Source organism: Saccharopolyspora sp. NPDC047091 (genome assembly GCF_040643635.1).
Taxonomy (GTDB): Bacteria; Actinomycetota; Actinomycetes; order Mycobacteriales; family Pseudonocardiaceae; genus Saccharopolyspora_C.
The window spans coordinates 1-3,400 of sequence record NZ_JBEYUS010000142.1; the positions used below are offsets into that span (position 1 = coordinate 1).

Here is a 3,400-nt window from a genome sequence, read left to right on the forward strand (position 1 = left end):
GGTGGCCGACGCGGAGGAGATCTCGATGAGCAGCAGCGCGACGTAGAACTCGGCCTCGGCGGAGGAGGTCGGACGAACGGTCCGCTCACTCCGCTCGGCCGGGGGTGTGCAGGGCCGCTGCGATGTGCTCGTGCGCGAGGTCGGCGACGGTGCGCAGCTCGGTCACCGGGGTCCCGGCCAGGTGCAGCACGGTCAGGGACTGGTTGACGGCGGCCGCGTACAGCGCCAGGTCGTCGAGGCGTTCGGCGGGCAGCGGGCCTTCGGCGGCGCGGAGGGCGGCCCGGATCTCGGCGCGTTGCCCGGCGAGCGATTCGGCGACGACTTCGCGCAGCGGGTCCGCCAGATCCGCGGTCTCGGCGGCGAGCCGGGTGATGAGGCATCCGGCGGGCACGTCAGGGTCGGCGAGCCGGGTGAGCACGGTGTCGAAGAAGGCGCGGACGGCGGCGGCGGGGTCGTCGGGCTGGGAGCGCAGCGCGGCCGACATGGGTGCGGCGAACCGTTCGGCGTAGCGGCGCACACTGCGCTCGAGCAGTTCGTCCTTGCCGCCGAAGGTGGAGTACAGCGATCCGCGGCCGAGCCCGGTGGCGGCGAGCAGCCTGCTGAGGCTGGCTTCGGCGTAGCCGTGCTCCCAGAACACGTGCATCGCGCCGTCCAGGGCGGTGTCAACGTCGAATTGCTTGCGTCCTGCCATCTGCGCACTCCCTCCGCCATGTTTGACCATTCGTTCCAACATGGCTAGTGTAGGTCGCACCGGCCGGTACGGCCACCCCCGCGTGCGCCGTCCGCTGGGCGCCGAGCGGCACCCGGCCGGGCCCCTTCTCCTTCGTCGAACACGGAGTTTCCTCGTGACCTCAACCGAAGTCCCGCACGGCCCCGGTTCCCTCGCTGCGGCGCCACTGCTGCCGGACGGGTTCACCGAGCTCTTCCAGGACCACTACGCCACGGTCGGCGGCCTGCGCACGCACTACCTCACGGGCGGCGACGGCCCGCCGCTGTTGGTGCTCGGCGGCTGGCCGCAGAACTGGTACCAGTGGCGCTTCGTGCTCCCCGAGCTGGCCGAGCGTTTCTCCGTCGTGGTGGTGGACCCGCGCGGCGTGAACCTGACGGACAAGCCCGTCGGCGGCTACGACTCCGGGACGCTGGCCACCGACCTGGTGGAGCTGATGCGCGCCCTGGGGCACGAGCGGTTCGCGCTGGTCTCGCACGACGTCGGCACCTGGACCGGCTACGCGCTCGCCGCCGACCACCCGGAGGTGCTGGAGCGAGCGGTGTTCTCCGAGGCGATCGTGCCCGGCCTCTCCGAGTCGCCGCCGCTGCTCGCCGACCGGCGGACCAGCGATTTCCTGTGGCACTTCAACTTCAACCGCGCGCTCGGCGTCAACGAGCGGCTGGTGACCGGCCGGGAGGACGTCTACTTCGGGCACCAGTTCGCCACGAAGGCCGCCACGCCCACCTCGATCCCGCCGCACGCGGTGCAGGTCTACGTGGCGGCGCTGCGCGATCCGGAAGCGCTGCGCGCCAGCTTCGACTACTACCGCGCCATCGATTCGATCATCGAGCAGAACCTGGTGCGGCGGGAGCGGAAGCTGACCCTGCCGATCCTGACCGTCGCCGGTTCGGAGTCCGTCGGGGAGGGCATGGCGGCCGAGATCGGCGCGGTCGCGACGGACGTCACCAGCGTCGTGCTGCAGGGCGCCGGCCACTACGTGCCGGAGGAGGACCCGGTGGGCATGCTCGACGCGATGCGCCCGTTCCTCGCCGAGTACCGGAGCTGAGCGGCGGCGGATCCGGTGGGCTTCGCTCGCCCGCCGGATCCGCGCGGTGCGTCAGGCCAGCGACGGCGCGACTCCGCCGTCCACGCGCAGCGCGGCCCCGGTCGTCGCCGAACCCGCCTCGGAACCGGCGTAGAGCACCAGGTTCGCGACCTCCTCGGGCCGGATCAGCCTGCCCAGCAACGAGCTCGGCCGCTCCTCGGCGATGAAGCGGCGCTCCGCCTCCTCGAACGGCACGTCGTCGCCGACCCGGCTGGCGATGAACTCGGCCACGCCGGGTGTCAGCGTCGGGCCGGGCAGCACGCTGTTCACGGTGACGCCGGTGCCCTTGACCTCCTGCGCCATGCCGCGCGCGACGGACAGCTGCGCGGTCTTGGTCATCCCGTAGTGCACCATCTCGGTGGGGATGAAGATCGAGGACTCGCTGCTGATGAAGATCACTCGGCCCCAGCCGCGCTGCACCATGCGTGGGGCGTAGTGCCGGGCCAGGCGCACGCCGGAGAGCACGTTCACCTCGAAGAACCGGGACCACTCGGCGTCGCTGATCTCGAAGACCGGGGTGGCGGAGAAGATCCCGGCGTTGTTCACCAGCACGTCCACGTCCGGCAGTTCGGCGATGAGTGCCGCGGCGCCGTCGGCGGTGCCGATGTCCGCGGCGATGCCCCGCACCGAGCCGCCGGTGTCGGAGCGCAGCGATTCGACGGTGGCGTCGACCCGGTCCCGGGACCGGCCGTTGACGACGACGTCGGCTCCGGCGCGCGCGAAGCCCGCTGCGATGGCCTCGCCGATGCCGCTGGTGGAGCCGGTGACCAGTGCGGTGCGGCCGGACATATCGGTGTTCATCGGATGCTCGCTCTCCTCGGGTGTTCGTCGTCGGGTTCCCGCGGGGGTGCGGGTTGAAGCGGGAGTGTCGTGCGCGGGAGAAAAGTCGGCTTGAGCCGGTAGTTGCATGCGCTTCATAAATAGTTGCAGGCGCTTGCTATCTGCGCAAGCTGCTAGGATGGCGGGGAGAGCGAGCTCACCCGACGGGCTCGCCACTAGGAGGTGCGGAGTGGGGATCGCCGACGACGCGGTCGAAGTGCGCGCGCAGGGCTGGCGCACGCTCGCCGCACTGCACGGAATGCTCGAAACCGCGCTGGAGAAGTCGCTCAGCGCCGACCACGGCCTGTCCGTCGTCGAGTACACGGTGCTGGAAGCGCTCAGCAGGCAGGACGGCTGGCACATGCGCATGCAGCAGCTCAGCCGCGCCGCCGCGCTCAGCGGTAGCGCCACCACCCGGCTCGTCACCCGCCTCGAAGATCGCGGCCTGCTCGCCCGGATCCTGTGCAAGGACGACCGGCGCGGCATCTACACCGAGCTCACCGACGAAGGCCGCGCGCTCCTCGAGCAGGCGCGGCCCACGCACCACGCCACCCTCGAGAAGACCCTCGCCGAAGCCGAGCAGGTCCCCGAGCTCGGCGACCTCGTCGACGCCTTCCACCGGGTCACCGCCCGGGCCTGACGCCAACCGGAGTGAACGGACCGTTCGTCCGGTCGCGATGGTGCGCGACACCCTGGGCATCGACGCCGAGGTGATCACCGGGGACGAGGAGGCTCGGCTGTCGTTCATCGGTGCGGTCGGTGACTTC

Annotated in this window: 4 protein-coding genes; 2 read left to right on the forward strand and 2 right to left on the reverse strand. The window is 71.3% G+C overall.

Going from position 1 to position 3,400, the window contains the following annotated elements; translation table 11 throughout:
• Nucleotides 1–85 precede the first annotated feature (85 nt).
• A complete protein-coding gene (locus ABZ805_RS29170) occupies nucleotides 86–691 on the reverse strand; it encodes a TetR/AcrR family transcriptional regulator (RefSeq protein ID WP_358447115.1) in 606 nt (201 codons plus the stop codon).
• A gap of 154 nt (nucleotides 692–845) precedes the next feature.
• On the opposite strand from ABZ805_RS29170, the gene ABZ805_RS29175 reads away from it, so the two are divergent.
• Nucleotides 846–1,775: an alpha/beta hydrolase gene (locus ABZ805_RS29175; RefSeq protein ID WP_358447118.1), complete on the forward strand. Its 930-nt coding sequence runs from the start codon at nucleotides 846–848 to the stop codon at nucleotides 1,773–1,775.
• Nucleotides 1,776–1,826: 51 nt separating this feature from the next.
• On the opposite strand, the gene ABZ805_RS29180 is transcribed toward ABZ805_RS29175, so the two are convergent.
• A complete protein-coding gene (locus ABZ805_RS29180; protein ID WP_358447121.1) occupies nucleotides 1,827–2,615 on the reverse strand; it encodes an SDR family oxidoreductase in 789 nt (262 codons plus the stop codon).
• A gap of 208 nt (nucleotides 2,616–2,823) precedes the next feature.
• Between ABZ805_RS29180 and ABZ805_RS29185 the strand changes: the two genes are divergently transcribed.
• Nucleotides 2,824–3,273: a MarR family transcriptional regulator gene (locus ABZ805_RS29185; RefSeq protein WP_358447124.1), complete on the forward strand. Its 450-nt coding sequence runs from the start codon at nucleotides 2,824–2,826 to the stop codon at nucleotides 3,271–3,273.
• The last annotated feature ends 127 nt before the right edge of the window (nucleotides 3,274–3,400 follow it).

Coding starts and splice junctions, on each gene's coding strand:
- ABZ805_RS29170 (WP_358447115.1), bottom strand. CDS start 691: ATGGCAGGACGCAAGCAATTCGACGTTGACACCGCCCTGGACGGCGCG.
- ABZ805_RS29180 (WP_358447121.1), bottom strand. CDS start 2,615: ATGAACACCGATATGTCCGGCCGCACCGCACTGGTCACCGGCTCCACC.